At 42.7% G+C, this 25745-nt stretch carries 32 protein-coding genes; 16 read left to right on the top strand and 16 right to left on the bottom strand.

From position 1 onward, the window contains the following. Positions 1-15: 15 nt before the first annotated feature. The 4 genes from ACFX4I_RS02980 to ACFX4I_RS02965 all read right to left on the bottom strand — a co-directional run bounded on the left by ACFX4I_RS02980 (position 16) and on the right by ACFX4I_RS02965 (position 2270). On the bottom strand, positions 16-630 hold the full coding sequence (locus ACFX4I_RS02980) for a PH domain-containing protein (protein ID WP_098371437.1): 615 nt from the start codon (positions 628-630) through the stop codon (positions 16-18). 28 nt (positions 631-658) lie between these two features. Next, the gene (locus ACFX4I_RS02975) at positions 659-1135 is read right to left on the bottom strand and encodes a GNAT family N-acetyltransferase (RefSeq protein ID WP_377419086.1); all 477 of its coding nucleotides are present in this window, start codon (positions 1133-1135) and stop codon (positions 659-661) included. Positions 1136-1320: 185 nt separating this feature from the next. Beyond that, positions 1321-1545 carry a hypothetical protein gene (locus ACFX4I_RS02970; protein WP_063234074.1) on the bottom strand — a complete coding sequence of 75 codons (225 nt, stop codon included), beginning with the start codon at positions 1543-1545 and terminating at the stop codon, positions 1321-1323. 134 nt (positions 1546-1679) lie between these two features. Beyond that, the gene (locus tag ACFX4I_RS02965) at positions 1680-2270 is read right to left on the bottom strand and encodes a peptidylprolyl isomerase (RefSeq protein ID WP_098371439.1); all 591 of its coding nucleotides are present in this window, start codon (positions 2268-2270) and stop codon (positions 1680-1682) included. A gap of 178 nt (positions 2271-2448) precedes the next feature. Between ACFX4I_RS02965 and kapB the strand changes: the two genes are divergently transcribed. Further along, on the top strand, positions 2449-2835 hold the full coding sequence (kapB, locus tag ACFX4I_RS02960; protein WP_230300492.1) for a kinase-associated lipoprotein KapB: 387 nt from the start codon (positions 2449-2451) through the stop codon (positions 2833-2835). Positions 2836-2875: 40 nt separating this feature from the next. Here kapB and kapD read toward each other — a convergent pair whose 3' ends face one another. Continuing rightward, the gene (gene kapD / locus ACFX4I_RS02955) at positions 2876-3499 is read right to left on the bottom strand and encodes a 3'-5' exonuclease KapD (RefSeq protein WP_377419083.1); all 624 of its coding nucleotides are present in this window, start codon (positions 3497-3499) and stop codon (positions 2876-2878) included. A 249-nt stretch (positions 3500-3748) separates the two neighbouring features. Here kapD and ACFX4I_RS02950 point away from each other — a divergent pair, with 249 nt between their 5' ends. The 11 genes from ACFX4I_RS02950 to mnhG all read left to right on the top strand — a co-directional run bounded on the left by ACFX4I_RS02950 (position 3749) and on the right by mnhG (position 12221). Further along, positions 3749-4135, top strand: a complete 387-nt coding sequence (locus ACFX4I_RS02950; protein ID WP_377419080.1) for a transglycosylase domain-containing protein — start codon at positions 3749-3751, stop codon at positions 4133-4135. A gap of 28 nt (positions 4136-4163) precedes the next feature. Then, entirely contained in the window at positions 4164-4547 is a 384-nt protein-coding gene (locus tag ACFX4I_RS02945; RefSeq protein ID WP_377419076.1) for a transglycosylase domain-containing protein, read from the top strand. A 30-nt stretch (positions 4548-4577) separates the two neighbouring features. Further along, complete coding sequence (locus tag ACFX4I_RS02940) at positions 4578-5033, top strand: hypothetical protein (protein ID WP_377419073.1); 456 nt, start codon at positions 4578-4580, stop codon at positions 5031-5033. Next, the gene (locus tag ACFX4I_RS02935; RefSeq protein WP_377419070.1) at positions 5021-5437 is read left to right on the top strand and encodes a penicillin-binding transpeptidase domain-containing protein; all 417 of its coding nucleotides are present in this window, start codon (positions 5021-5023) and stop codon (positions 5435-5437) included. The genes ACFX4I_RS02940 and ACFX4I_RS02935 overlap by 13 nt, the downstream gene beginning before the upstream one ends. A 1055-nt stretch (positions 5438-6492) precedes the next feature. Further along, positions 6493-8898 (top strand): Na+/H+ antiporter subunit A, encoded by a 2406-nt coding sequence (locus ACFX4I_RS02930; protein ID WP_377419067.1) that lies wholly within the window; start codon positions 6493-6495, stop codon positions 8896-8898. Continuing rightward, complete coding sequence (locus ACFX4I_RS02925; protein ID WP_098371445.1) at positions 8895-9317, top strand: Na(+)/H(+) antiporter subunit B; 423 nt, start codon at positions 8895-8897, stop codon at positions 9315-9317. The genes ACFX4I_RS02930 and ACFX4I_RS02925 overlap by 4 nt, the downstream gene beginning before the upstream one ends. Next, positions 9317-9658: a Na(+)/H(+) antiporter subunit C gene (locus ACFX4I_RS02920; protein WP_061465440.1), complete on the top strand. Its 342-nt coding sequence runs from the start codon at positions 9317-9319 to the stop codon at positions 9656-9658. The genes ACFX4I_RS02925 and ACFX4I_RS02920 overlap by 1 nt, the downstream gene beginning before the upstream one ends. Then, positions 9651-11132, top strand: a complete 1482-nt coding sequence (locus ACFX4I_RS02915; RefSeq protein ID WP_377419064.1) for a Na+/H+ antiporter subunit D — start codon at positions 9651-9653, stop codon at positions 11130-11132. Before ACFX4I_RS02920 ends, ACFX4I_RS02915 begins: the two co-directional genes overlap by 8 nt. Positions 11133-11138: 6 nt before the next feature. Continuing rightward, complete coding sequence (locus ACFX4I_RS02910; RefSeq protein ID WP_061465442.1) at positions 11139-11615, top strand: Na+/H+ antiporter subunit E; 477 nt, start codon at positions 11139-11141, stop codon at positions 11613-11615. Positions 11616-11662: 47 nt separating this feature from the next. Further along, positions 11663-11899 (top strand): Na(+)/H(+) antiporter subunit F1, encoded by a 237-nt coding sequence (locus ACFX4I_RS02905; RefSeq protein WP_370017115.1) that lies wholly within the window; start codon positions 11663-11665, stop codon positions 11897-11899. After that, complete coding sequence (gene mnhG / locus ACFX4I_RS02900) at positions 11883-12221, top strand: monovalent cation/H(+) antiporter subunit G (protein ID WP_377419061.1); 339 nt, start codon at positions 11883-11885, stop codon at positions 12219-12221. Before ACFX4I_RS02905 ends, mnhG begins: the two co-directional genes overlap by 17 nt. Positions 12222-12274: 53 nt before the next feature. Here mnhG and ACFX4I_RS02895 read toward each other — a convergent pair whose 3' ends face one another. The 6 genes from ACFX4I_RS02895 to ACFX4I_RS02870 all read right to left on the bottom strand — a co-directional run bounded on the left by ACFX4I_RS02895 (position 12275) and on the right by ACFX4I_RS02870 (position 17175). Continuing rightward, entirely contained in the window at positions 12275-12994 is a 720-nt protein-coding gene (locus ACFX4I_RS02895; protein WP_377419058.1) for an MOSC domain-containing protein, read from the bottom strand. A gap of 98 nt (positions 12995-13092) precedes the next feature. Beyond that, positions 13093-13491 carry a hotdog fold thioesterase gene (locus ACFX4I_RS02890; protein ID WP_230300501.1) on the bottom strand — a complete coding sequence of 133 codons (399 nt, stop codon included), beginning with the start codon at positions 13489-13491 and terminating at the stop codon, positions 13093-13095. Between the two features lie 127 nt (positions 13492-13618). After that, positions 13619-14182: a 5' nucleotidase, NT5C type gene (locus ACFX4I_RS02885; RefSeq protein ID WP_377419055.1), complete on the bottom strand. Its 564-nt coding sequence runs from the start codon at positions 14180-14182 to the stop codon at positions 13619-13621. Between the two features lie 15 nt (positions 14183-14197). Beyond that, entirely contained in the window at positions 14198-15295 is a 1098-nt protein-coding gene (locus ACFX4I_RS02880) for an FAD-dependent monooxygenase (protein WP_377419052.1), read from the bottom strand. Positions 15296-15311: 16 nt separating this feature from the next. Further along, positions 15312-16412 carry a bifunctional diaminohydroxyphosphoribosylaminopyrimidine deaminase/5-amino-6-(5-phosphoribosylamino)uracil reductase RibD gene (gene ribD / locus ACFX4I_RS02875; protein ID WP_377419049.1) on the bottom strand — a complete coding sequence of 367 codons (1101 nt, stop codon included), beginning with the start codon at positions 16410-16412 and terminating at the stop codon, positions 15312-15314. Positions 16413-16425: 13 nt separating this feature from the next. Beyond that, positions 16426-17175: a GTP cyclohydrolase II gene (locus ACFX4I_RS02870; RefSeq protein ID WP_230300505.1), complete on the bottom strand. Its 750-nt coding sequence runs from the start codon at positions 17173-17175 to the stop codon at positions 16426-16428. A 319-nt stretch (positions 17176-17494) separates the two neighbouring features. Between ACFX4I_RS02870 and ACFX4I_RS02865 the strand changes: the two genes are divergently transcribed. Beyond that, positions 17495-17824 carry a YuzC family spore coat inner layer protein gene (locus ACFX4I_RS02865; protein ID WP_141992975.1) on the top strand — a complete coding sequence of 110 codons (330 nt, stop codon included), beginning with the start codon at positions 17495-17497 and terminating at the stop codon, positions 17822-17824. Positions 17825-17885: 61 nt separating this feature from the next. Here ACFX4I_RS02865 and ACFX4I_RS02860 read toward each other — a convergent pair whose 3' ends face one another. Next, positions 17886-19391: a leucyl aminopeptidase gene (locus tag ACFX4I_RS02860; protein WP_377419046.1), complete on the bottom strand. Its 1506-nt coding sequence runs from the start codon at positions 19389-19391 to the stop codon at positions 17886-17888. 270 nt (positions 19392-19661) lie between these two features. On the opposite strand from ACFX4I_RS02860, the gene ACFX4I_RS02855 reads away from it, so the two are divergent. Continuing rightward, complete coding sequence (locus tag ACFX4I_RS02855) at positions 19662-20144, top strand: divergent PAP2 family protein (RefSeq protein WP_230300507.1); 483 nt, start codon at positions 19662-19664, stop codon at positions 20142-20144. A 9-nt stretch (positions 20145-20153) separates the two neighbouring features. Continuing rightward, entirely contained in the window at positions 20154-20957 is an 804-nt protein-coding gene (locus ACFX4I_RS02850) for a cobalamin-binding protein (RefSeq protein ID WP_377419042.1), read from the top strand. 74 nt (positions 20958-21031) lie between these two features. On the opposite strand, the gene ACFX4I_RS02845 is transcribed toward ACFX4I_RS02850, so the two are convergent. The 4 genes from ACFX4I_RS02845 to ACFX4I_RS02830 form a co-directional block, all read right to left on the bottom strand. Beyond that, entirely contained in the window at positions 21032-21724 is a 693-nt protein-coding gene (locus ACFX4I_RS02845; protein ID WP_230300509.1) for a 3D domain-containing protein, read from the bottom strand. Positions 21725-21854: 130 nt separating this feature from the next. Beyond that, the gene (locus ACFX4I_RS02840; RefSeq protein ID WP_230300510.1) at positions 21855-22172 is read right to left on the bottom strand and encodes a YuiB family protein; all 318 of its coding nucleotides are present in this window, start codon (positions 22170-22172) and stop codon (positions 21855-21857) included. 107 nt (positions 22173-22279) lie between these two features. Then, complete coding sequence (locus ACFX4I_RS02835; protein WP_076368524.1) at positions 22280-22759, bottom strand: NUDIX domain-containing protein; 480 nt, start codon at positions 22757-22759, stop codon at positions 22280-22282. 239 nt (positions 22760-22998) lie between these two features. Further along, positions 22999-24213 carry an NAD(P)/FAD-dependent oxidoreductase gene (locus ACFX4I_RS02830; protein WP_377419037.1) on the bottom strand — a complete coding sequence of 405 codons (1215 nt, stop codon included), beginning with the start codon at positions 24211-24213 and terminating at the stop codon, positions 22999-23001. Positions 24214-24685: 472 nt separating this feature from the next. Here ACFX4I_RS02830 and ACFX4I_RS02825 point away from each other — a divergent pair, with 472 nt between their 5' ends. Further along, positions 24686-25678: an NAD(P)/FAD-dependent oxidoreductase gene (locus ACFX4I_RS02825; RefSeq protein ID WP_230300512.1), complete on the top strand. Its 993-nt coding sequence runs from the start codon at positions 24686-24688 to the stop codon at positions 25676-25678. Positions 25679-25745: the final 67 nt, after the last annotated feature.

Here is a 25745-nt window from a genome sequence, read left to right as displayed (position 1 = left end):
TGTTCGCCTCCTTTTTTAATTATTGATATATTTCTCGAAAACAAAGCCAAAATCTTTAACATGGTACTTTTTCCGGCTGTCCATCAACCATTCGAAAGCTGCAGAATTAATTTCCTTGAAACTTGCGGCCATTTGGCTTCCATCAGTTCGAACCTGGTTCAAAGTGGAAGAAGCAAGGTTTACGCTTTGCTGGGCATATTGAAGGGCATACTCATTCTCATGGCAAATTTCCGATATTTTCACGAGTGATTTGAATAAGTCTTTTAATTCTTCAATGAATTTCTTATGGACATCAATCGAGAAAGTCTTTGCACCGATCGAAAATTTAATTTCCGCATCCAAATCCACGGTCCCTGCGGTTTCAAGCGTAGCGTTGGAAATATTATGCTGGCTGTAGCTATATCTTGTAAGTGTACGCTTTTTGCTTATGGCACTTGTGCCGTCCAAATGTATGAACGCTTGATTCGTAAAACAATACTCATCGGTTTTCGATTTGATCAGGAAATAAATTTTTTCCCCATCTTCATGCATGATATAGTCATCTGCATCCACCTTGTCATAATCGGCAGGCTTAATCACACTTCCAATATCACTAAGACCAAGGGCATCCGCCGCCATTTTCTTAAACATCCCTATTCCCCCTATCAAAATTCAGGTATTATAAGTATTTCTCCAGTATTATCTCATCTCGGATAGGAATTCCCTCAAAACTGTAAAATGGTATTTCAGGTTTGACTTTCCGTGATTCTTCAACCGCATTTTTAACGATTTCCGCAATGACATAACCACGCTTTTGAAAAAACTTCAATGCCTGTAAATTATCGTTCGTTGTAATCGCTTTAATAGTATGGCAATTTTTTTCCTTAGCGATATTTTCCATCACATAAAGCAACGATGAGCCCACACCTTGATTCTCATGCTCACTATTCAAAGAGATGATCTGACAAACATGGTCGGATAATTTGAATGTTCCCAACCCCGTGATTTTTTCATTCTCGTCCATCACCCCAAAACCCTCAAGTTCCGCATAATGAAACAAGCCTCTTGAAAAAACGACTTGAGTCGTCTCCCAATGCTGAATGAAAAAATCCTTAACCGTATCTGCCGCAATCATTCTTTTCGCTATGATTTGCATAACCAATTACGCCCCCAAAGTTTCTATCTCTATGCTTATAGTATAAATTGCTTATGCTGATAAGGGAACAGTTTATTCTTCATTCAGGTCCTTTACGGCCTTCTAACAAAACATAATACCATTCATATTTTAATTAGCAAAAAAAAAGGCTGGAACTTTAGTGAATCCACTCGCATCTTCCGGAATCAAGAAATGGTATCATCCTTGATTCGCTGGTTCCTTTTGGTGACCTCATCTTCGAATTGCTTGGTTTTCATTTCTTCCTTCTTTGAATATCTTATAATTGCCCTCATCGTAAAAACGGCTGCCACTAAAAAAATGAAGCAAGTTATACCAGCCGAGATATATTCAGTCTTGTCTTCTGGAAAGTAAAGAAACAAACCCAGTAAAGCATGATTGAGAAAGTCCATCCGATACATCCTTCCTGATAGGGAATTAAACTGCATTATCCCATTATATCAATTACCAGAACAATCCACTAGTGGGCCTAATCCACTAAAACCTAAAAAAACGCGAGGCAGTAAGCCCCCCGCTTCTCTTTTATTTATAAAATGGTGATCCCTTTAATGACCACGTCCACTGCTGGCTTGTCTCCCGCAACTGTCTCCACGTTAGCAATCGTATCAACAACGTCCATACCTTCGACCACTTGTCCAAAAACAGAGTGTTTATGATCCAGCCATGGTGTGCCTCCTTGTTCCATATAAGCACTGATGATTTCCTCCGGATAACCGGCTTGCTTCATTTGCTCACCCATCCTGCTATCCACATGCTGGGCTTGTACGACGAAGAATTGGCTGCCGTTTGTTCCCGGGCCTGCATTAGCCATGGAAAGAGCTCCGCGCAAATTGAATAATTGCATGGAGAACTCGTCCTCAAATGGAGTTCCCCAGATACTTTCTCCACCCATTCCAGTCCCTGTCGGATCTCCGCCTTGAAGCATGAAATCCTTGATGACACGGTGGAAGATGATTCCTTCGTAATAACCGTTTTCAGCATGTGTCAGGAAATTCTCCACTGTCTTCGGAGCCAGTTCAGGGAATAGTTTAATTTTTATATCGCCCATTGTCGTTTGCATGATGACCGCTTTTTCATTTTCCAAAACTTCACTTGTTAATTGTGGAAAGTTTGTCATTGTACATAACCTCTTTCTTTTTAAAATAAAATGGCATGAAACACCATTTTTCATCTTCATTTGTACACTTTACACGATTTTCATAAAAAAAGCATCTTTACGAAATGGAACAAATTCGCTGTGAAAAATCGTTGTTCTTATGTATCATGAAGGAAGTTAAAAGAAAGGTGGTAGGGAAATGTCAGAACAGGATTTTAAAATCGGCGATAAGGTTACCGCCATATATAAAACTGGAAAATATATCGGGGAAGTCACCGATATCAGACCAGCTGCATATCTTGTTAAAGTGTTGGCTGTCTTGAAGCATCCCATGCAGGGAGATCTTCATAACCCGAAGCAAACGGAAGTGTCCATGTTCCATCAGCGGCGTGCTCTTGCATTCCGGGAGCAAACCAATGTACCGAAGAATATGGTAAGGAACTTCGATGAGGAGATTCCTGAGTATAAGGAATCCTTAAGAGAAGCTGTTGAGAAAATGAAATGCACTTTAAGCGAAGCCCAAACAGAGTGGAATGATAAAAGCTTACAGTTGCTTGAAGATCTAGCGGCGGATTATTTCAAATAAAGCATGATAAAAGCCAAATCAGTAGTATATGATTTGGCTTTTATAACGCTAAATGATTCAATACCTTTGATAAATCAATGCGATCGCCAATTGTCGTCGGTTCATGATTTTTCATATAACTTTTATCTTTCTCTACTAACTTAAAGATATTATATGTCGTAATCGCATCATCCAGCGCCCTATGATGCTTGCCTGTCCCTTCTTTGCCATAGGCCTGTACAGCTTTCCAAAGTCCGGTTTGATTTTGATCCCCGAAAAAGCGTTTATACTCCAGACAAAGATCAATTTGTTTCCCTGAAAAAGGGAAATCCAACCCTGCTTTCTGACAGTTCTGACGAAGCACCTTCATGTCCATATTTCCCCAGGTAACAATCGACGTCGGGTGCTGCTCATCTATATTCTTCAATAAAGTAACCAACTCTTCAAATGAAATCCCCCGGTCCACCTGATCCTGGCCAATGTTCAAGAACTTCTTGCATCTTCCCGTTAAAACTGGAAATTTCATTGGGTTAACAAAAGATGAGAATTGTTCCTGAATGGTCTCATTAATGACGGTAACTAAACCAACCTCAATGATTTCCGGATAAAACCCTACTGGATTGGCTTTTCCTTCCGGCATCGTAAATTCAAAATCAATGAATACATATTGCTGTTGTTCCTCCATTTTTATGACCCCCTTCATATTCGTGACATCAACATATAAACAAAAAATGGTTTTTTTCTCACGAGAATATTATAACAGAAAATTTAGAAAGTTTTTTCTTAGGATCGTTACACACCATTCTGATACGGCTGCTGCCTGCATACCTAATTTACCCAAAACTCTTTTTGTCTACCTTATTTCAAAAGGACCATTTTTTCATCCCTTCATTCCAAGGACATACTAAAAATATATTAGTTAGGAAGTTGAACTATGCGCACGCATCTTGGTTATATCACGATTTTCCTCTTAGTTCCCGTATTGTTCCTTTTCATTTTCCTTTCCTATCAGGAGTGGTCCTTAGCGCAATCTCCCTATCATGTACTCGACGAGCGAATTCCCATTGAATCGATAAAACTGGCTCAGAATAGTTACATGAAGGGCGCAAATGGAAAGGTCATCAGTGAAATTTCCACTGGTGAGAAACGGACTTACCTAAAACTTGAAGACATCCCCCTTTTCCTGGAAAATCTGTTCATCGTTACAGAGGATCAGAAATTTTATGACCATGCAGGCGTTGACCTTTCCGGCATAAGCAGGACGCTTCTTATGAATTCACAAAATAAAACAATCGAACAAGGCGGCAGTACCATTACCTAGCAACTGGCCAGGAATGTTTATCTCTCACATGATAAGACAGACGTATAACCGAAAACTCAGTGAACTCATTTACGCCTATCAGATAGAGCGAAAAAAATCAAAACCGGAAATCATGGAGCTGTATTTGAATGCCATATATTTCAGTAATGGAGCTTATGGAATCGAAGCTGCTTCCCAATATTATTTCAGTAAACCGACTGGAGAGTTATCCAAGGCGGAACTTGCCTTCCTGGCCGCAATCCCTAATAATCCGGAAAACTATAATCCTCTTAAACATTTCGATGCGACGAAAAAGCGTCAGGAAAGATTACTGAAACAAATGGTGGCCGAAGGTGATTTAGAACAGGACGAGTACGAAAAGCTTATCAAAAGTACTTGTCCACCCCGGTCGAGTTATATCCCGATTACATGACGTATATTCATCAGGAATTGAAAAACCTGGTTGCATCCTCCGAGGGTCTCGACAAATCTGCAAAGCCCCGATGTCGCTATACGTAAGCAAGCGGCAGCCGAGCTGGATAAAAAGGTAAAAAAGCTATTGAATTCCGGTGTAACCATCCATACCGCCCTCGATACTAAACTGCAAACACAGTCAAAGACTGCTGTTCAATCAAAACTTGGTGTCAATGATATCGAAGGAGCTTTAGTGGTTATACAGCATCATACGCACGAGCTTGTCTCTTTGATTGGGGGAAAGAATTATAAAAAAAATTCTTTCAATCGGGCATACCAAAGCTATAGGCAGCCAGGATCAGCCATTAAGCCACTTCTCGATTATGCTCCCCATTTAGAGAAACGGATGCCGACATCAATCAGCTCGTTAGCGGAGCAAGCTATTGCAGCAATAGCTATTGTCCAAAGAATTATAGCGGCGACAGCTACGGTATGGTCACACTAAGAACTGCCTTCGCTCAATCCTATAACACACACGCCATAAGGCTTTTTGAAAAGACGGGGGTGGAAACGAGCTTCAAGTACCTGGGTGCTTCCGACTTTAAAAAGGTGAGCAAAAAAGACCACTCTACAAGTTCGGCCATTGGCATGATTCCCCTTGAACTGACGGATGCCTATACTTCCTTCAATGACGGAAACTATCAGCCAGCGCGCGCCATTACTAAAGTCACCGATCAAGAAGGTAAAGTCCTTTATAAATGGAAAGACCGTTCCAAGGAGATATGGAACAAAGTCACCGTAGCCAAGATGCGGCAGCTGCTCCACGAAACAACCCTTTCAGGGACAGCCCGCAAAGCCTACTTTCCTACAGATTATGTCGGCGGTAAAACCGGTACACCAATGACGTGAAAGACATGTGGTTTGTCGGTCTGACTGCAAATTATACAACGGGGGTTTGGGTTGGAAAGGACAAGCCATCCAATCTACAATCCATTAATTCACATTCACCCCATGTATTGATTTGGAAAGATATCAGCAAGACAGCCGAGTGAAAAAAGAAGGTGCCGAGATGGCACCTTTTTAGTTTGTCGATATCCCTGACACGATTTTATCAAGGGAATCATTACTATGATTTTGAAACAAGGCATGGTTATACTCCATGATTTTTCACTGTTTTATATGGGATGAAAATAACAAGGAATGTTTTTTTGAGGGTTTGTGAAATTATGTTGCTTGGAATGTAGGGCACTCGCTCCAATCAACTGGAATGTTTGTTTTAGAAAAAACTGAAGGCTGTTCTCATCCCGAATCATGATGTTAACAGAAAACTTGGTTATCATGTTTTTTTACTGTTTTATATGGATGAAACCCTTACTAGTTTGAAGAAATTTGCGACAATCCTGCCGAATAACTGGCTAGCCGAGACCCCATAGACGCTTGCTTTGATGAAGCTTGGCAGACAGTCGGCGGAAAGGGAGCGGATTTCTGAAGACAACTGGAACGTTTTTCAGAAAAAAACTGCAGGCACACTCAATGATTATCGAGTTGAACTGCCCCATAAACGGCAAAGTAGAGGCTGAATAATAAGATTGAAATGATTGGTAAATAGCTAAGTGAATATGTGTTTTTCATGATTTCTCCATCCATGCGTCTTTTATCCTACATTATGCAAGATAACCACTATTTAACAATGGATACTCTTCTAATTCACCCTTGAAAAACTTTTTTTATAAATTTTTCTGGACAGTTCCCCCTACTTTTCTACCTATATATAAAACATCATTCAAGTTGGCCTTCACCGGTTTTTAAAGCCATGCAAACCCATATAAATTGCGTTATACTTTTAAGCGAGGCAAGTATTCGATAAAAAATTACATATTCAACGAAGATTTCCTAACGTCTAGGATTGCGCGGAAAAAGCATAATAAGACGACTGACTTCGTTTTTAAAAAAGGGGGGAGTTTATGTCTTTACTTCATTGGGCGGTATTATCACCGTTTCTATTAGCATTTATTGTACCAATATTATACAAACTATTTCGACAAATACATACAGGATGGTTTGTATTGATTTTACCGATTATCCTTTTCACCTATTTTTCAAGGTTCATTTCCTTGACCAAACAAGGGGATATCGTTACGGAAAGGGCAGCATGGATTCCTTCTCTCGGAATTCATGTTGATTTCTATGTAGATGGACTGGGACTTTTGTTCGCCTTGCTCATTACAGGTATAGGTTCACTCGTCGTTCTGTATTCAATTTTCTATTTATCGAAAGAGAAAGAAAGGCTGAACCAATTTTACGTCTTCCTTTTGCTTTTCATGGGAGCGATGCTTGGTGTCGTCCTATCCGATAATCTAATTGTCCTTTATTCATTTTGGGAATTCACGAGTTTATCATCTTTTCTATTGATAGGATATTGGAATGAAAGGGAGCGTTCACGTTATGGGGCGCAGAAATCCCTGTTGATCACTGTGCTTGGCGGCTTAAGCATGCTTGGCGGCATCATTCTCCTTTCCATTATGGGGAACACATTCAGCATTCGTGAATTGATTGCCCAAAGCGGGGAACTTATGGACCACTCGCTCTTCATTCCTGCTCTTTTGCTTGTGCTGCTTGGCGCGTTCACCAAATCCGCACAGTTCCCGTTCCATATCTGGCTTCCTGACGCGATGGAAGCCCCGACACCGGTCAGTGCTTACCTTCATTCCGCCACAATGGTCAAGGCCGGAATTTATTTGGTAGCCCGATTAAGCCCTGTTTTTGCAGAATCAGGATTATGGTTCTGGCTCGTTTCGATCACCGGATTGATCACCCTTTTCTGGGGCTCATTCTCTGCAATCAAGCAGACTGATTTAAAGGGGATTCTCGCTTTTTCCACCATCAGTCAGCTCGGATTGATCATGTCGCTTTTGGGACTTGGTGCAGCTGCCCTCCACTATGAATCTTTTGGGGAAAATATATACTTGGCAGCCACGGTTGCTGCAGTATTCCACTTGATTAATCATGCGACCTTTAAAGGCAGCCTTTTCATGGTCGCAGGCATCATTGATCATGAAACCGGTACACGTGATATCAGAAAGCTTGGCGGATTGATGCAGTTGATGCCGATCACTTTCACCGTCGCTATCATAGGCGCTTTTTCAATGGCTGGACTTCCGCCCTTCAATGGTTTTTTAAGCAAGGAAATGTTCTTGGCCAGCATGGTGAATGTATTGAAATTGAATATCTTCAATATGGAGACATGGGGCATACTGTTCCCTGTTATAGCATGGGTTGCCAGTGTATTCACTTTTATTTACAGCATGATCGTCGTGCTCAAGCCCTTTACAGGCAAACTTCAGTTACAACTATTGGACAAGAAGCCCCACGAGGCACCGATCGGGATGTTGATTTCCCCGGTCATCCTTGCTTCGTTGGTCATCATTTTCGGTATTTTTCCAAACTTGCTATCTTCATCGATCATTGAACCTGCGGTAGCTAGTATACAGCCAAGCTTGGCGGGTCCGGATTTCCAAGTCCATATCGAATTCTGGCATGGATTCAAACCTGAATTTTGGATGACGGTCGGCATCATTGCATTTGGAATCATTTTATACAAAACGTTTCCGAGGTGGCAAAAAATCCACCAGTGGATGCCTGAACGTTTATCACTGAATGCTCTTTATGATAACGGGATAAAGGGGCTAGAACGCTCAGCATCCTCCGTCATGAAATTTTTAATGACAGGTTCGATTCGGACGTATTTGCTTTCCATATTCCTTTTCTTCATTCTTTCATTGGGCTTTACACTCTATTGGAAGGATGCCTTTAAATTGGATACAGGAAAATTTGCCCCGATCGGCTTATATGAATTGGTATTAGCGGCAATCATCGTGATTAGCTCGATCGCCATCTTGTTTGCAAGGTCCCGTTTAACTTCCATTATCATTCTAGGAGCGGTCGGTTATACGATTTCCCTATTTTTCGTATTGTTGCGGGCACCGGATTTAGCCTTGACTCAACTGGTCATCGAAACGATTTCGGTATCCCTGTTTTTGCTCTGTTTCTTCCACCTTCCGTTAATGGCAAGCAGAAAGGAAGAACGGATGACATTCAAGTTGAATAACGCCTTGATATCCATTGGAGTAGGGGTCATCGTGACACTGATTGCCTTATCGGCACATAGCAATAAACTATTTGATTCCATATCCAGTTACTATCTTGAAAATGCTTATAAGGAAGCAGGCGGGAAAAACGTCGTAAATGTCATTCTCGTAGACTTCCGCGGACTTGATACGATGTTTGAAATCAGCGTCCTTTCCATCGCTGCGCTCGGAATTTTCGCGATGATCAAATTGCGTTTGACGGGGGGGAAAGATAAATCATGAAGCAAAATGACCTGATTCTACAAACGGTTACGAAAGTCGCCGCCTTTGTTATCCTGCTGTTCGCGGTTGCCATCTTTTTAGGCGGGCATTATTCGCCAGGAGGCGGGTTTGTCGGCGGTTTAATGACTTCAGCCGCTATTGTTCTGCTGTTGCTCGCTTTCGACATTAAGACCGTTACCGGCATCTTGCCGATTGACTATAAGTTAATGATCGGTTCAGGCTTGTTCATATCAAGCCTGACCGTAGCCGGTGGGCTCGTGTTTGGGGTGCCCCTCATGACACATGTTTATCATTATGTTGATTTACCGCTTCTTGGGCACATCTCGCTTCATACCGCGGTACTTTTTGATTTGGGTGTTTATCTTGTGGTTGTTGGTGTAACGATGACCATTATTCAAACGATAGGGGAGAGTGAATAATGGAACTTTTAATGGCCATTGTCATTGGAATACTATTTATGTGTGCGACCTATTTAATGCTTTCCAAAAGCATTTTAAGAATCATAATCGGTACTGGGCTGCTCAGTCACGGCGCCCACCTTTTGATTTTGACGATGGGCGGTCTCAAAGGCGATTCCGTTCCATTGCTAAGTGATAAAGTTGCATCCTATGTCGATCCGCTTCCCCAAGCGCTTATCTTGACTGCGATCGTCATCAGTTTCGGGGTCACATCATTTCTGTTGGTTCTTGCTTACCGGACCTACCAGGAACTCGGTACGGATGACATGGAAGAAATGAGAGGTACGGAAACGAATGAATAATCTTACTTTCATGCCTGTTTTATGGCCGCTTTTCACAGCCATCTTTCTTATTTTCTTTTCAAAAAAAATCAAGCTGCAAAGAGGGATATCCCTTTTTTCCTCTCTTATAGGAATTGCGATTTCCCTTTATCTAGTGTTCTCGGTTCATGCTCATGGGATCTTGACTCTCGGTGTCGGCAGCTGGGATGCGCCATTCGGGATCGTGATCGTCGCAGACATGCTTTCTTCGCTGCTGGTCCTGACCACGAATATCATTGGATTTGCCATACTGCTTTACTCGTTTCACTCCATAGGTGAAGAACGTGAAAGACACTATTATTATCCTGTATTTCAATTCTTGCTGATTGGTGTAAACGGTGCCTTCCTTACGGGGGATCTTTTCAATCTATTCGTCTTTTTCGAAGTCATGCTGATGGCTTCTTACGTGCTGCTTGTACTGGGGGGGACGAAAATCCAACTGAGGGAATCATTGAAGTATATCATCGTCAATGTGCTTTCCTCTTCCTTTTTCGTCATCATGGTGGCGTACCTTTATTCAGTTCTAGGTACATTGAACATGGCGGACATCAGCCAAAGGATAGCGGAGGTAAACCAGCCTGGAATCATCTCGGTGATAGCAATTGGCTTCTTGATCGTATTCGGTTTGAAGGGAGCCATTTTCCCGCTATTCCAATGGCTCCCTGGGTCCTATTATGCTCCACCAATCCCAGTGATGGCACTATTCGGGGCATTGCTGACAAAGGTCGGGATATATTCCATTTTCAGGACCTATACACTCATGTTTTACCATGACCAGGATTTCACCCATACTTTCCTTGCGATACTTGCGATCTTGACCATCATCATCGGTGTCATTGGTGCGATAGCCTATTGGGATGTTAAAAAAATCATCATTTACAATATCATCATCGCCGTCGGGGTTATCATTTTCGGCATCTCCGTCATGAATGAACAGGCCTTATCGGGCTCCATCCTATATATCATTCATGACATGCTGATCAAGGCTGCACTCTTCCTGCTTGTTGGCATCATGATCAAAATCAGCGGATCGGATGATTTACGGGACATGGGCGGCTTGATCAAGAAATACCCGGCCGTTGCATGGACCTTCTTCATAGCTGCCATATCATTGGCGGGAATCCCGCCATTCAGCGGTTTTGCCGGCAAGCTCCTGATCCTTCAGGGAGCTGCCGAAAAAGGGGCCTACTTTGGAATGGCCGTTGTCTTACTTTCTAGCTTGATGGTTCTATATTCCGTCATGAAAATATTCATGAATGGCTTCTGGGGAACCCCCAAAGCTGATTATGCCTTAACTAATGAAACGGTTAATAAAATGCTGGTTCCTGCCGTCCTACTTGTGATCATTTCCGTTTTATTCGGAGTAGGAACTGAATCAATTTACCCATTCATTACACAAGCTGTAGATTCATTAATGAATCCCGAAATCTATAACAAAGCGGTTTTAAAGGAGTAGTGCCTGATGTCATTCCAAATTTTACTGAATGTGTTCCTTGCGTTTATCTGGATGTTTTTGAAAAATGAGTTTAACGGGAGCACTTTTATCATCGGATATGTATTGGGGCTCGGCATCATGTTCGTCTTCCGTCATTTTTTCAATGACCGTTTTTACCTGAACAGGGTGAATGCCGTCGTTCAATTGCTGCTTATATTCGCAAGGGAACTCTTCCTTTCCAACGTTAGCGTCCTTAAGGTCGTGCTTAAACCGAACCTGGATATGAGACCTGGCATATTCGCATTCGAAACCGCGCTAACTAAGGATTGGGAAATTACGATACTATCGAATTTAATTACGTTGACACCAGGAACACTTGTCGTTGAAGTATCGGAAGATAATCGGATTCTTTATATCCATGCGATGGATATTGCCGACAAAGAAGAAGCCGTGGACAGCATTAAAAATACATTTGAAAAGGCGATCATGGAGGTGAGCAAATAATGTTCGATCTTATACTTAAAATCGCGTTGCTCGGTGTTTCGCTTTCCATGATAGGATTCTTATACCGTTTAATCAAAGGGCCTTCCGTACCGGATCGGGTCGTCGCGCTCGATGCGATGGGAATAAATCTTATCGCAATCGTTGCACTTGCCTCCATTGTCATGGATACAAGCGCATATCTGGAAGCCATTCTTCTGCTCGGAATCCTATCATTCATCGGAACGGTCGCTTTCGCCAAATTCCTTGAGAAAGGGGAGATTATCGAAGATGACCGCAATCGTTGAAATACTATCAGCCCTATTCCTTTTAATGGGGGTCTTTCTCTTTTTAGTCTCGGCTTTCGGTGTCATCCGTCTGCCCGACGTCTATACAAGAAATCACGCTGCCTCAAAAAGCTCGACACTTGGGATCATGTTCATCCTGATTGGCACCTTGTTATATTTTTATTATAAACATAGCCTTTTCGATTTCCGGGTCGTGCTCGCGATCATCTTTATCTTCATGACAAGCCCTGTTGCCGGGCATTTAATCAATCGCTCGGCTTATGATTCTGGCGTCAAGATGTGGGATCGGAGTGTCCAGGATGATTTAAAGAAAACCCGGTGATACCTGCCATTGCAAAAGAGCTGCCCTGATTACAGGAGCAGCTCTTTTCTGTCTCAATCCTTTAAAAATACCTGGTCGCCCACTCTGATTTCACCTGTTTTGATGACCGAGGCATATACACCAAAATGATTGTTCCTTTCCTTGACGACAGTTTTCAGAAGAGTTGGATCTCTATGGGAATCGCTTGGATCGACTGTTATGATCATACAACGCTCACAATGCCTTTTGATCTCCAATTCCACTTCATTTCCGATTAGAATCCTTTTTCCGAACCATCGCTCTTCTAAAAATGGCGTTTTGTTCACTAAAGATAGCACCAAATTTTGCCTGAATCTCCTGCCATCCAGTTCTTTTCCCCAAAGCTTTGTCAATTCGCCAATCGAGGCATCACTGACAAGCAGGATGTTTTCTTCTTCAATTGCCCCCAATGGGATATGTCCAGGCGGATAAACAATGGTCGTAGCCTCCTGGTTTAACAACCGCTCCATTTCCTCATGAAAGGCTTCCCCTCCCCATGTCAGCACCTGTCCTGAAGGGGTCTTCACCTTGATTTCCGGATATTGGTCAAGGGTTTCCTCACCAGAAAAAGCAGCTTGATAACGGACCATTTCCGGGACTTGGGTTATCGTCAGGAACTTCCCGTTTTTGCCCTTAAAAGCATGACTGCGATCTCCATATAGTCCATAATCCATCACCCTCGTTTTCTGTACCTGTTCACCAGTGAATGATTTTACAGGATGACGGGTGATTTCTTGTATATGACCCACCAGCATAAAAATACCTCTTTTCATACAATAGTCTACCGCCATATTATACTTAAACCGAACATTGTAGAATCATTACACCACTTTATTGCAATTGTTCTTTTGAATCACTTTGGCTTTGGTAAGTCGATAACGGCCAATGTACAGCGTGAAACGCAGATAAGATGATCCTCTTCATCACGGATTTTCACGTCCCACACCATCGTCGTCTTCCCGCGATGGATGATGTTCCCTTCGGCGGTAACAAAACCGGAACGGACGCCCCTTACATGATTGGCATTGATTTCAAGGCCGACGACAGCTTGTTTTGTACTATCCACCAGCTGCATGCCGCCAAAACTTGCAACAGATTCCGCAAGGGCAACGGACGCTCCCCCATGCAATAAACCATACGGCTGCCTAGTTCGTTCATCCACCGGCATCGTCGCAATGACTTTCCCGTCACCGACTTCTTTCATTTCTATCCCAAGCGTGCCTATCAATGACTTTTCAATATTTCTCTCCATCCCATTACCCCCAACTCTCATGTTTTTCCTTGCCATTTACATCAAAAAATGAATCACTATTCATATCAGTATACAAAAAAAGGATGACCCAAGTCTATTAAGTCATCCGTCAATAATGTGAATTGTATTATTTGGAGAGGATTTCTTTTAATTCAAACCAGCTTGTCAGTCTTGGAATCTCCAATTCCCTGTTATAGGAGTTATCCATTGCATACACTTTCGTTGGAAGATCCAATAAAGTTTCCAGCACTGCCGGTTTATCATCAAAATAATAATCCAATTCCAATTTGCGGATCGTATCAATTTTTTCATGATCCTTCATACCGCAGTAAAAATGGTCATCCTTAACCGGAAAGCCGTTTTCAATCAGCCATTTTTTCGTCCGTTCACCATGCTCCGCTTTTCTGGCGGTGATGTAATAGATTTCATGACCATCGCGTTCAAGCTCCTGCAGCGTTTCCACTGCGCCCTCGAAGGCTGGACAGGATGAATAATACACTTCATCGGCAAGGCTGTTCCACATCTTGCCTCCAGCCTCTTTATCAAGCCCGAAAGCTTCATGGATCTCCAACGTCTTTAAAGCTCTGAATTTCGTTATCTCTATGTTCGTATTAAGCTTTTCATTATAAAGATGGAACGCGAACTCCCTCAAGTTAATAAGGGTATCGTCAATATCAAAACCAAATTTCATATCCTTCACTCCCATTCAAACATAAGCGGCGGCAAACTGTGATGCGAAGGAAATTTCCTTGTCCACCTGAATGGCCTGTAATCTTTCAATTTCGGCTTTTCTATTTGGCTCAGCCATTTTAAGCCCAAGGAAACCAGTATCCCCCTGCAGGATGCATCCAGAAATAAGCCCGGCTAATATATCGGCATCCTTCATGGCACAATTGAGTCCGAACGCACCTGTAGGTGTCATCGTATGGGCTGCATCACCTAATAATGCAACACAATCCTTTGTCCATGTTTCACAATAGCTGCTGTAAACATCCAATAAAATGAAGTCCTGCCAAGAGCGGATATTTTCACTCACAACCTTTTTTAATTCAGGAAAGGCAAAAAGCAAATCTTCAATGAACGGATCAAAATGCTGTTTTCGCAAATGGGGAAACGAACCATGTTCTATATTCCAGCCAATTTGGATGAAACCTCCAGCCTGAGTGAAGAGGGCAACCTGTGAGCCATTGACCAATGCCATCTTGATCGAAGGCTTCCATCCCTCGGGAGCTGGAATCTTTGCCCACAGTAAATCATAACCATGATTTTTAATCACGACTGGAATCCCCGCTTTTTTTCGAACGATGGAAAATCTGCCGTCCGCTCCGATTATCAATGAACTTTGCACTTCCAGGTCATTTCCGCCATTTCGAGCCTTGACACCCGTAAAACGACCCATTTCATTCTGTATCAAGTCCGTAACCCTCGTATTCATCATCAATTGAAAAGAGTCCAGCTTTTCAGCTTCATTCAATATAGCTGTAAGCAGATGATTTTGAGGGACATGTATCCCAACATGATCGACAGGCCATTCAGGGAAAATCTTTTTGAATAATTGGCCGTCATTCCAATATTCAATTTGTCCCATTCTAAGCAAGCCTAGTCTTTCCACACTCTCGAATAAACCATGCTTTTTAAGAATGCCCTCTCCTTCATCGTTCAAGAACTCGCCCCTGAACTCCCTTGAAACCTCAGAATGCCTCTCAAGCAATACGACTGAAATGTCCTGCTTGGCCAATAGGTAGGCCAGCAGGGCTCCTCCAGGTCCTGATCCGACTATGCATACATCTGATTTAACCAACATGCCTATCACCTGTTGTCTATTTTAATTTAGGATAAGCCGTGATGCGTATGTCCTCGCCAAACGTTTCCACGCCAGAGAAGGAAACATCCATCGCTTCATCCATCGTATCCACATTCATTCCAGTATACGGTGTTAGTGAGTTTCTTCCGCCCAATAGTTTAGGAGCTATATAAATCAAGTATTTATCGATGAGCCCTTCCCTAAGGAAAGAGGCATTCACTTCGCTTCCGCCTTCCAGCAAGACATCCGTAATCCCCTTTTTATACAATTCTTCCATCAAAGCCCTTAGATTCAGTCCCGTCTCGTTTTTGGGGACGAAAATGAATTCGATCCCTTTTTCACGTAAAAGGTCCATTTTATCCGCAGATGCATTTTCATGCGTTACGATCAAGGTTTTCGCTTCTGTTACTTGTACAACATTGGCATCCAAGGGAACACGTAATTCACTGTCTAAAATGATCCGGATCGGATTTTTCCCTCCGCCCACCGGAAGTCTGGTCGTCAGTGATGGATCATCGGCCAATACTGTCCCGATACCAACAAGAATGGCATCCACCTCATTACGCAGCAAATGAACGGAATGACGTGATTCTTCCCCTGTTATCCATTTTGAATGGCCTTTGTGGGTTGCAAGTTTTCCATCGAGCGTCATCGCATACTTCGATATGACAAATGGCCGATTCGTCAGCATATTGTGAATGAAACGCTCATTCAGCCTTTGAGCTTCCTTTTCCAGGATGCCAACTTCCACTTCAATGCCCGCATCCTTTATGATCGATATCCCTCTGCCGGCTACTTCCGGATTCGGATCTTGAGTAGCCACCACAACTCTTCGCACACCTGATTCTTTCACCAAATTTGCACAAGGAGGTGTCTTTCCATAATGCGAACAAGGCTCAAGAGTCACATATAGCGTTGCACCTTCTGCATACTCACCCGCCATTTTGAAAGCATGTACTTCCGCATGCGGTTCACCCGCTTTACGGTGAATCCCTGTCCCGGCTATCACACCGTCTTTGACTATGACTGCACCGACCACTGGATTCGGATTCGTCTTTCCTTTTGCACTGGCCGCCAAATCCAGTGCCAGCTTCATGTAATATTGATCATCATTCATACTATAGCTCTCCTTATACAATCAAAGTTGGCTTCTTTTGGGGAATATGTCCAGACTTCTTAACCTTTGTATCCAGATAGAAACTATTATCTTCCGTCAAACCGCCCCAAAGCGGAATATGGTCCTTTGCCGCAAGTCCATGCTTCATGAGGGCGTCCAGCTTTTTGGGGTTGTTCGTGATTAAAGTCACCGGATCCTCGCGCAGTTCGCTCAACACTCGAATGGCTCCCTCGTAAGATCGCGTATCATCTTCGAATCCTAAAGCCTCATTCGCCTCGACCGTGTCATAACCCTCCTGCTGAAGCAAATAGGCAAGGGATTTGGAAAACAGGCCGATCCCTCTTCCTTCATGGTCCGCAAGGTAAAAGATGGCCCCGCACCCATGCTCGGCTATCATCTTCATCGATTGGTGGAGCTGGTAGCCGCAATCACAGCGTTTACTGCCGAAGATATCACCCGTGTGACAGATGCTATGCATGCGGACAAGTGCATCCCCCGAATTTTTAAAATCTCCATACACCAATACGGAGGATTGCTGTCCAAAAGCGAGGTTGGCTTCCGAAAGCGAATCAAGCACCGCTTCCTTGTCATTAACCGCGCCGTCAAGCTGAAGCCATGTATACCATTGGAAAACCGTTGAGAAATCTCCTTGTTCAACAGGCAGGTTCACAGGCCCCACAAGGCATATATCAGCTTTTCCCGGGGTTTTGATGATATTCATTTTATCTATTAAAAGGTTTTTTGTATCCTCGGTTATTTTCATGTTAACATCACCTATTTTATAATTTATAGTGTGCCTTCTCCTTACTTTAGGTAAGTAAGTATATTACTATACACTATACCTGTCAATGAAGCAGTTTACAAATAATAGTGTGTATTTGATTATAATTTTCAAGAAGTTTTTGCAGAAAAAAGGTCATTCACAAACCGCTATCATATCGGCTGGCCTATATACATATTTTAACGTATAACGAAAACGTGTCTATAGACAGACTTAAGGAAAGGACGGAAACCTTTTGGAGGATTTCCCTTATTTTTTTTATGACCCTATTCTATTTCCTCCTCACGCCTGGGCAATGAATATGAATCGGGAACGGGAAGGAACATTGCGTCCCTACTCGGCACCCAACCCAGATCTGCTGGTTAAATCGGCAAAGACCTCGCAATCTTTAATGCTTGATGTAAAAAAAGTCATGGATACTTTAGCCACATCGAAGCCTTTCTCGAACCGGTTGATGACTGCTGCCCAAGCATCGGAAAAGAGTGTCGTGATCGATATGATCCGAAAGATAGGAATTAAGAATGAACCTGATATCACGTATAACCCCGATGGGATCCGTTTTGATTTCTATCCTAAAGCGGGAGAAGAAAATTGTCATATCATCGTCAGCTTGAAATGGAGTGATGTATAACGTCCAACACACTCTTTTGGTAAAAAAACCGAAGCCTATTTTCGGCTTCGGATATTTAGGTTCAACTTGTTTTCGTTTCAAAGGTTTCAACCAATAGTGCAAGCGTTCGTGCCATGACACCGGTAGCCCCCGCCGTGCACAATTCGGAGCTGCTCGAGGTCGTGGAAGTTCCGGCAATATCCAGATGGACCCATGGAGTGTCTTCAGCAAATTCGCCGATGAAGGCCCCGCCCATGATCGCATGTCCTGCCCCTCCAGGTGAATTATTCAAATCCGCTATTTTACTATTGCGTACCCGTTCTTTATCCTTTTCTGTAATCGGCAATCTCCAAATGGGCTCCCCGGCCTCCTCTGAGGCTTTGACCACTTGCTCATAGAATTCCGTGTCATTTGTCATTGCACCCGTCATATCCATGCCCAGTGCCGTTATTACACCACCCGTTAAAGTGGCAACGTCAATAAGATAGTCAGCACCATGATGTTTAGCGTAAGTCATGGCATCCGCCAAAACCAGCCGGCCTTCCGCATCCGTATTCAATACCTCTATCGTCTTGCCGCTCATGGCAGTGATCACATCATCCGGCTTAAATGCATCACCGCTGATCATGTTATCAGTGGATGGAATGACAGCCACGACATTTTGATCCGGTCCTAATTCGCCGATAATTTCCATTGCACCTAAAACTGCTGCCGCACCGCCCATATCCGTCTTCATCCCAACGATTCCAGCCTTCGTTTTCAATGAGTATCCACCCGTATCGAATGTGATGCCCTTACCGACCAGCCCGATAACATCCTTCCATTCATCCTTACCTTGATACTTCAGGACGATCATTTTCGGAGGCTCGACCGAACCTTTATTGACAGCAAGGAGGGCGCCCATTCCCAACTTGAGCATATCTCCCTTCTCGAGTATCTCCACTTCAAAACCATAACGTTCGCCCAAGGCGGATGAATAATCCGCCAAATCCGTGGAAGTCAACAAATTGCCTGGTGTGTTGACCAATGTTCTGGCTGAGTTCGTCGCCCTTCCGAAGATTCTTCCTACATGAAGCGCGGCACCGACCTCTTCTTGATCATATTCACTGTAAACCGTAATCGATTCGAGGCTTTTTTCGACCTGGTTCGATTTTTGCTTGTATCCGTCAAATTTATAGGAAGCAAGTTCGAAAGCCTCGGAACAAGCATGCGCTGCGTCCAATGAATCCAGATTTTCAGTCGTGAATGTATCCAAAGCGATCGAAAGAGTCGTAATCTTGGATTCTTTAATCGTCTTACGCGCTTTTCCCAACGCTTCGCGCAGGGTTTCAAAGGATAGCTCCTTTTCCTTGCCCAACCCTACAAAAATCAATCTCTTTACGCTTAATTTACCTAATGTATGTATTTTGACCACTGATTTTTTCTTGGAAGAGATTTCTCCGGCTTTCACTAACTCTGTAAGCTGGCCGTCCAATCGTTCATCCGCTTCTTTTCCTATGCCTGTAAATTTTACGGGTCTGTCAAATACGCCTAGAATCAGGCATTCGTCAATCAAATCTATATTCAGGGAATCTTTTACTGTGAACATTCTGCTACCTCCTCCATTCAATTACATTCATTATAACGAAATCTTCAAAAATTTTCGAATAAGGTCCGCGTAAATAATAATAAAAAGGGATATTGTTTAGAATGGGTGACTTTAGAGTAATAGTATAAGAAAGCTCATATTTTACTATTACCAGCAGGGAATCGACAGGACTGAATGGAACTAATAAATAAGGGCCTTATTCCGAGCAGGATGTATTTACCCAGATATGGATTTCATCTTTACTTATAACTAGAAAGAAGGCTGATACTCTTGGAATTATTACTCAACTTCCCTTTAATCGCAGCATTGATTGCCATTTTCTTTGCTCAATTCATTAAAGTGCCCATCCACTTCATAGCATTTCGTAAAGTGAACTGGTCACTCATTAACTCCACAGGCGGTATGCCAAGCTCCCACTCTGCGGCCGTGTCAGCCCTAACCGTAGCGGTAGGAATCGAAACCGGAATGGATTCCCCCGTATTTGCGGTTGCCACGATCTTTGCAGTCATCACGATGTTCGATGCGACAGGAGTGAGACGGCAGGCAGGAGAACAGGCAGCCGTCTTGAACCAGCTCGTTACCGACTTCAATACATTTGTCGAGCAAGCAAAGAACTGGCAGAAAAAAGCAGATAAACAGAAACAGCAACAATTAAAGGAACTGTTGGGCCATAAGCCAATCGAGGTATTTTTCGGAGCCTTGACCGGAGTATTCATTGCACTGGCTCTTCACTTTTTCATCTTTCAAGGGTAGGTGTTCAATTTGAAAATAATCTCTCTTTGCCCCAGCAATACGGAACTATGCACATATCTAGGGATTGAAGATCAGCTGATCGCCATCGATGACTACTCCGATTGGCCTGAAACCATACAGCACCTTCCTAAGGTGGGGCCCGACTTATTGATCGACATCGATCATGTTGAATCACTAAAACCCGATTTGGTGCTGGCCTCACTGAGTGTACCGGGCATGGAAAAAAATATTGAGGGGTTAAAAGAACGGAACATCCCTCATATCATCTTCAACCCGCAATCACTTGAAGATATCGCAAAAGATTTATTGACCTTGGGCGATGCCATGGATCTTAAGGAAAAAGCAGAGGAACAGGCTGCCAAATTCCGTGATGCCATCCTTCAATATAAAAACGTCGCCGACAAAATCGAAACAAAGCCTTCCCTGTATTGGGAATGGTGGCCTAATCCCTTATTCAGCCCAGGGGGAGTTAATTGGTTATCCGAGATCAGCACGCTTGCGGGAGGATATAACCTTTTCGAAGATGTCGACATGGCAAGCATTCAAGTCACTTCCGAAGATGTCCAAAAAAGGGATCCCGACCATATTTGCTTAGCTTGGGTCGGTGTCCCTTTAAGAAAAGTAAACCCGGCGCTTGTCAAGAAACGGAAAGGGTGGGCTGATATGAAGGCCGTCCGGGATAACAATATTCACATCATGGAAGAACCATTATTCTGCCGGCCTTCTCCGCGTTTGCTGGATGGGCTTTCCAAATTGGCAAAGACCCTGCATCCTGAAGCCTACAAAAGCATGTCCTTAGGGCGTCACAACTGAAACAGACAATCAAAAAGGCTGCCTCAATCGAGGCAGCCTTTCACCTTCACTTTCTCCGATTTGTCTATCAATCATCAAAAAGCAAAGGAAGCTACATTCTCGTTCAATGTTTTCTGAGCGATTTTCGGCTTGAATACCTGCTTGATCTTGGTTTCATTCAACTTGCTTAACTGTTCTTCAGATAACTCGCCATTCCCTTTTTGCACAACATATACTTCAAGGGTTTTCTTGCCCCAGTTCTCGTATACATCTTGTACCGTTTCATAGTATAGGTCCAGGTGGTTTCCTTTGATTGCGCCACCTTTGTCCGCTACAACCCCATAGCCATAGCCCGGAATCCAAAGGATGGTTCCGAGAGGGAATACGGTAAGATCGGCGGCAATGGTGGAAAACAGATCCCGTTTCACCTTCACCCCTGAATAAGTGATTCCATAGGATGGGCTTTCCGGGTACTTTCCTGTCGATTCATACCCTGCTGTATATCCTGTAGCCAAAACTTCATGCTTCGGGTATTTCGAGAGCTCGATTGCCTCCGCTATCGTCGTGGGGCCATTGCTCGTGGATGCCGATGCCATTAGCGTTGCCACTTGACCTCCACTATGGATCGCTTTATATTCGAGACCAAGCATGCGATGTTGTCTCATTGCCTCTTCAAAAGGATGATCTTCAGGCACAGCCCCAAAAACATGATTTAAGGTTGATTCGATGGCCAAGATAAATAATATGATAATAGCAACCCTCAAAAATAATGCCTTTACAATTTTCATATGTATTAATTCCACTCCTCTCACAAGGATATTTGTTCCCTTTCCAGAGTGAAAGTATTCATAAAGCATGGAAAGATCGAATTTTCCCTACAAAAAAAGAACCGTCCATAAATGACGGCCCTTTCCATTATCAAAACATTTGATATCCTTTTTTCCTTAAAATCCTGATGACCACACCCGCTAAAACCGCGCCAAGCAGCCCGCTTGATAAAATAATGATGTCTGCCGTATGAAGGGATGTAAGGTTCGTTCCAAGATTGGAAAAAGAGATTCCCGGATTTCTAAAATATTCTATTAGCTTTGTTTCATTGACAATGATGATGAAGACGATCGGAAATAAGATGACCATGATCCAAGAAGAACGAAAGAGCATATTCAGCAAAAAGCCAATTCCGAAAAACAATATGAAAAATAAGAGTATTGAGATAATTAAAACAGGCAATGGCATGTTATTCTTGACCCTCCTTAAAAGCGACACCTTTAGTTTACTGAAAAAATAATTGCTGCGTCAACGACTTATACCAAATAATACCGAAGAAAAGATAATTACCCAAATCACATGAATAATTTATAGGATGTATATCCAAATTGATCTCCCGGGTTCAACCCGTCAAGCATCGTCTGCATTCTTTCCTTTTTAAAAGCTAAAAGCTGTTCCAATAGTAAAGATTGCTTCCCCTCCTGCATGAGTAAATCAGGGTCATAAAATTTAGCTTCATATAATTCATCCAATTGAGCGGTTACTTCAAAACTGACCGGTTTAAGTAAAAATATCAACATATTATCACTTATATCCCCTTTGATGACTCCGCTTCTCACTCCTACAATGCCTTCGATTTCTGTTTGAATACCCGTCTCCTCCAACACTTCCCTTACGACAGCTTCATCGACGGTTTCATCATTTTTGACAAAACCTGCCGGAAGCGACCATTGCCCTTTCAATCCGCCATACCTTTTATTCACGACCAGCCACTCACCTTTATCAGATATCACAAGGCCGGACACTGCCAGCCAAACATTTTTGCATCGTTCCACCAAAACCCACTTCCCCTACATTCATTATAATAAGTGTAAACTCCAAACAGCAGAAGAACACACGATAGTGCCAAAGGTAAGGACTTTCTTGATGTAGCTTCGCCATCCTTATCCCCATTATATTCCACTTAAAAAAAGTGCATACACCACTATGACACACTCATCGATGGAATGAGATTCCAATGAAAAAGCCATTCAGGGACAATCCCCAAATGGCCATTATTTATATACCGAAAAAATTAAAGGACGTTGAATTTACCTTTTTTAGCAACAAGGGAAGCTCCGCCAATCAATAACAATGCTCTGTTATCAACCATTTTCTTCATGAATGATGCAGTCTTACCTGTAACCTTCTTGCCGAAGACAACACCAATCGCGTTGTCTTCACCAAGTGAACATACCGTTCCTTTGTTTTCGAAAGTGAACGTTTCAAGGTCGCTTTCATTACGAACCAATTTAGTCAGGTTCTTCGCAATGACCTCACCTTGCTGCATGGCGATTTGGGCAGTAGGTGGATATGGACGATTAATTTCCTCGTTGATGATCAAAGCGCAATCCCCCACGATGAAAATATCGTCATGACCCGGTGCCCGCATGTCAGGGTTCACTTTGATACGTCCGCGCATAGCTTCAAAACCGGAAGCCTCTATCACGGAGTTTCCACGTACGCCAGCTGCCCATACAACGGTCCCCGCTTTGATTTCTTCCACTTCATCTTCGCCTTTTGCCACGATGATTCCTTCGGGAGTCGCCCCCTTGATCGGTGTACCGATCTTGAATTCCACACCTTTTTTCTCAAGGTAAGATACTGCATAATCCACCAATTCCGGATCGAAGCCAGGGAGGACGGCTGGAGCTGCCTCCACACAGTACATACGGACCTTTTGGAAATCGATGTCGTATTCTTTACAAAGTTGAGGGACACGGTTAGCCAATTCGCCAAGGAATTCGATACCCGTAAATCCTGCTCCTCCAACAACGATCGTCAAGCGGTCTTCATTCTTCTCGACCTCGGTACTGTAAGTAGCGAATTGCAATTGGATATGGTCACGGATTTTTCGTGCAGTGTTCACGTTAGAGATAGAGAAAGCATATTCTTTTAGCCCTTGGATACCGAATGTTTCCGATTCTGGTCCAAGTCCAATCACTAAGTAATCATAAGAAATTTCGCCGTTTTCAAGGATGACTTTTTTGTTCTCTGTTTTCACTTCCAAAACAGAGTCCTGGATGAATTTAACTTTGCTGTTAATGACACTTTTGATTGGATAGCGCACACGATCATGATGAAGAGTTCCAGCGGATGCTTCATGCAGCCATGTTGTTTCATAGTGGTAATCATTTTTGTTAACTAATACGATTTCTGCTTCATTTTGACCTAATGCCTTCTGTAAGCGAGTAACAGTCATCAATCCACCATAACCTGCTCCCAAAACAACGATAGTTGGCTTTTTCAAAAGTATTCGTCCACCTTTACGATATTTTCTTGTGATGCTTTCCATAACTAAAATATATTGTCTATCTTATTAATTTCCATTATAAAAAGCACTCTTATACATTTGTGACGTATTTCACGTAATACTTCATAAATATCATAAAAAATTCATAAAAATTTTACCAAATGATGTATAAGTAAATATTAGTCTTTTTCCATACCTTTTTCAAGTAACAAACCGAACTTTTTCGGTTTAAAACAAGCCGAAAAACGTTACTTTTCACCCAGTCCCGAACAATATTTATACGATATGCTCAACATTGGTAAAGAGTAATTTTACCCACTTATGAAAGAGATAAAGAACATTCATCATGAAACCGCCCATATATAGTCAAAACTTTCTCACTTTTCTAACTTTCCCGTTTTTTAAAAGATCATCTATGTTAAAATAAGAGAATAAATTTCAGCAAACCTAGTATATCGGAGGGATAACGTTGGAAGTTAATGAAAAAGTTTATGATATTACCATCATTGGCGGAGGCCCAGTTGGATTGTTCACTGCATTTTATGGGGGAATGAGACAGGCATCCGTAAAAATCATCGAGAGCCTACCACAATTAGGCGGACAATTGTCGGCCCTTTATCCTGAGAAATACATCTATGATATCGCTGGTTTCCCCAAAGTTCGCGCTCAGGAGCTAGTGAATAATTTGAAAGAACAAATGGCAAAGTTCGAACAGGATGTTGTCCTGGAGCAGGCCGTTCAAGAAGTGGAAAAGCAAGCCGATGGAGTTTTCAAGTTAACGACTGATAAAGAAATCCATTACTCCAAAACGATTATCATCACAGCTGGAAACGGGGCTTTCCAACCCCGCCGCATCGAAATTGATGATGCAAAAAAATATGAAAGCAGTAACCTTCACTATTTCATCGATGACCTCAATCATTTTGCCGGCAAAAAAGTGGTGGTCTTCGGAGGTGGAGATTCAGCAGTGGACTGGGCCCTGATGCTGGAGCCGATCGCCGAGAAAGTGAGCATCATACACAGAAGAGATAAATTCCGTGCCCACGAACATAGTGTAGAAACACTTAAAAATTCAAAAGTTGAAATAAAGACTCCTTACATACCTTCAGAGTTGATTGGTACAGACGGACGAATCCATACAATTGTCATCAAGGATACAAATGGTGAAGATACAGAGACGATGGAGGTAGATGCAGTCATCGTCAACTACGGCTTCGTTTCTTCCCTTGGTCCCATTAAGGAATGGGGACTCGAAATCCAGAAGAACAGTATTTTGGTGAATTCCAGAATGGAAACGAATATCCCGGGAATTTATGCAGCGGGTGATATTGCAACATATGATGGCAAAGTAAAATTGATTGCAAGTGGTTTTGGTGAGGCACCCACTGCCGTCAATCACGCCAAACAATATATTGACCCAAAAGCAAAAGTTCAGCCGATGCACAGCTCTTCCATGTTTTAAAATCACGCAAAAACCCGGCTTTTACAGCCGGGTTTTTTGTTGTCCCCAATTCGATGATTGTGGATAA

It is taken from the genome of Peribacillus sp. YIM B13472, from assembly GCF_042788005.1.
Lineage (GTDB): Bacteria > Bacillota > Bacilli > Bacillales > DSM-1321 > Peribacillus > Peribacillus simplex_E.
Note: the sequence above shows the minus strand (reverse complement) of the source record. Positions and strands in the feature narration are given on the sequence as shown.

Coding starts and splice junctions, on each gene's coding strand:
- ACFX4I_RS02880 (WP_377419052.1), bottom strand. CDS start 15,295: ATGTTGGTTAAATCAGATGTATGCATAGTCGGATCAGGACCTGGAGGA.
- kapD (WP_377419083.1), bottom strand. CDS start 3,499: ATGGAGGAACAACAGCAATATGTATTCATTGATTTTGAATTTACGATG.
- ribD (WP_377419049.1), bottom strand. CDS start 16,412: ATGAATGATGATCAATATTACATGAAGCTGGCACTGGATTTGGCGGCC.
- ACFX4I_RS02945 (WP_377419076.1), top strand. CDS start 4,164: ATGATAAGACAGACGTATAACCGAAAACTCAGTGAACTCATTTACGCC.
- ACFX4I_RS02970 (WP_063234074.1), bottom strand. CDS start 1,545: ATGGACTTTCTCAATCATGCTTTACTGGGTTTGTTTCTTTACTTTCCA.
- mnhG (WP_377419061.1), top strand. CDS start 11,883: ATGACCGCAATCGTTGAAATACTATCAGCCCTATTCCTTTTAATGGGG.
- kapB (WP_230300492.1), top strand. CDS start 2,449: ATGTCAGAACAGGATTTTAAAATCGGCGATAAGGTTACCGCCATATAT.
- ACFX4I_RS02860 (WP_377419046.1), bottom strand. CDS start 19,391: ATGTTCACAGTAAAAGATTCCCTGAATATAGATTTGATTGACGAATGC.
- ACFX4I_RS02895 (WP_377419058.1), bottom strand. CDS start 12,994: ATGCTGGTGGGTCATATACAAGAAATCACCCGTCATCCTGTAAAATCA.
- ACFX4I_RS02840 (WP_230300510.1), bottom strand. CDS start 22,172: ATGCCATTGCCTGTTTTAATTATCTCAATACTCTTATTTTTCATATTG.
- ACFX4I_RS02910 (WP_061465442.1), top strand. CDS start 11,139: ATGTCATTCCAAATTTTACTGAATGTGTTCCTTGCGTTTATCTGGATG.
- ACFX4I_RS02965 (WP_098371439.1), bottom strand. CDS start 2,270: ATGACAAACTTTCCACAATTAACAAGTGAAGTTTTGGAAAATGAAAAA.
- ACFX4I_RS02890 (WP_230300501.1), bottom strand. CDS start 13,491: ATGGAGAGAAATATTGAAAAGTCATTGATAGGCACGCTTGGGATAGAA.
- ACFX4I_RS02925 (WP_098371445.1), top strand. CDS start 8,895: ATGAAGCAAAATGACCTGATTCTACAAACGGTTACGAAAGTCGCCGCC.
- ACFX4I_RS02885 (WP_377419055.1), bottom strand. CDS start 14,182: ATGAAATTTGGTTTTGATATTGACGATACCCTTATTAACTTGAGGGAG.
- ACFX4I_RS02930 (WP_377419067.1), top strand. CDS start 6,493: ATGTCTTTACTTCATTGGGCGGTATTATCACCGTTTCTATTAGCATTT.
- ACFX4I_RS02905 (WP_370017115.1), top strand. CDS start 11,663: ATGATAGGATTCTTATACCGTTTAATCAAAGGGCCTTCCGTACCGGAT.
- ACFX4I_RS02845 (WP_230300509.1), bottom strand. CDS start 21,724: ATGAAAATTGTAAAGGCATTATTTTTGAGGGTTGCTATTATCATATTA.
- ACFX4I_RS02935 (WP_377419070.1), top strand. CDS start 5,021: ATGGTCACACTAAGAACTGCCTTCGCTCAATCCTATAACACACACGCC.
- ACFX4I_RS02975 (WP_377419086.1), bottom strand. CDS start 1,135: ATGCAAATCATAGCGAAAAGAATGATTGCGGCAGATACGGTTAAGGAT.
- ACFX4I_RS02865 (WP_141992975.1), top strand. CDS start 17,495: ATGAATCGGGAACGGGAAGGAACATTGCGTCCCTACTCGGCACCCAAC.
- ACFX4I_RS02950 (WP_377419080.1), top strand. CDS start 3,749: ATGCGCACGCATCTTGGTTATATCACGATTTTCCTCTTAGTTCCCGTA.
- ACFX4I_RS02915 (WP_377419064.1), top strand. CDS start 9,651: ATGAATAATCTTACTTTCATGCCTGTTTTATGGCCGCTTTTCACAGCC.
- ACFX4I_RS02920 (WP_061465440.1), top strand. CDS start 9,317: ATGGAACTTTTAATGGCCATTGTCATTGGAATACTATTTATGTGTGCG.
- ACFX4I_RS02980 (WP_098371437.1), bottom strand. CDS start 630: ATGTTTAAGAAAATGGCGGCGGATGCCCTTGGTCTTAGTGATATTGGA.
- ACFX4I_RS02870 (WP_230300505.1), bottom strand. CDS start 17,175: ATGAAAATAACCGAGGATACAAAAAACCTTTTAATAGATAAAATGAAT.